The sequence below is a fragment of the Aminobacter sp. P4_D5 genome, from assembly GCF_056401815.1.
The window spans coordinates 1-921 of sequence record NZ_JBFUIP010000479.1 but is presented as its reverse complement, the minus strand read 5'-3'; the positions used below and the strand labels follow the sequence as shown (position 1 = coordinate 921).

Genomic DNA, 921 nt, shown 5'->3' with positions numbered 1-921 from the left:
TGTCCCAGTAGAAGCACTCGGTGAGCAGGAAGCCCTGCGCGGTCGGCAGGCCCAGCGTATGGATGTCGTTGATGAAACTGATGATGCCCAGCAGCTTCTGGCCCCGCCGCGCGATGCCGAACTCGTTGGCCTGCTTCACGCAGTTGATGAGGTCCGCCCCGGCATTGAGGAAGGCCACGACCTTGGCGCGGCTCGCCTGGGCCTGGAGCAGGAAGGCCGAGAAATCCGAGGTGCCCGGGAAGGGGTAGCGGATGCGGCCGGCCACGCGCCCCCGCCCCTCCTCGATGAAGCGGGTGAGGTCGCGCTCCATCTGGTGGCCGAAGGCCATGTCGGCGGTGATGAAGAAGAAGCTGTCCCCGCCCGCGCGGATCGTCGCCACGCCGGAGGACCGCGCGGCCATGTAGGTGTCGTAGGTCCAGTGGATGGTGTTGGGGCTGCAGGCCGGCCCGGTCAGCTCGGTGCTGGCCGCGCCGGTGTTGAGATGGACCTTGTCCTTCTCGCGGACGATGCCGTTCACGGCGAGGGCGATCGAGGAGTTGTTCACCTCCAGCACCACGTCCACGCCGCCGCGGTCGAACCACTCGCGCACGATGGACACGCCGAGGTCGGAGCGCTGGAGATGGTCGGCCTGCACGACCTCGACGGCGATGCCGCGCTCCGTCAGCCCGGAATCCTGCACGGCCTGGCGCACGCAGGCGACGTTGGTGGGGCCGGAGAGATGGCGGTAGGGCCCGGAGAAATCGCCGAGCACGCCGAGGCGGATAGGGGCTTGAGCCTGGGCCCTCGCCCGGCGCCCCGCGAGTATCGGCCCGGCCGTGGTGGCTGCGAGCATCTGCCGGCGTGTCGTCATCCCGTTCTCCCCTGCGGCCCTTGAGGGCCTTGTTGTCCGGAGATCCAAGCCGGTCCGGAACGGATTTGTCC

1 protein-coding gene is annotated in these 921 nt (G+C 68.8%); it reads right to left on the bottom strand.

The genetic code is table 11. The features are described from left to right. On the bottom strand, positions 1-850 hold an 850-nt coding region (locus AC1DWF_RS32895; RefSeq protein WP_476842705.1), incomplete at its 3' end, for an ABC transporter substrate-binding protein. Positions 851-921: the final 71 nt, after the last annotated feature.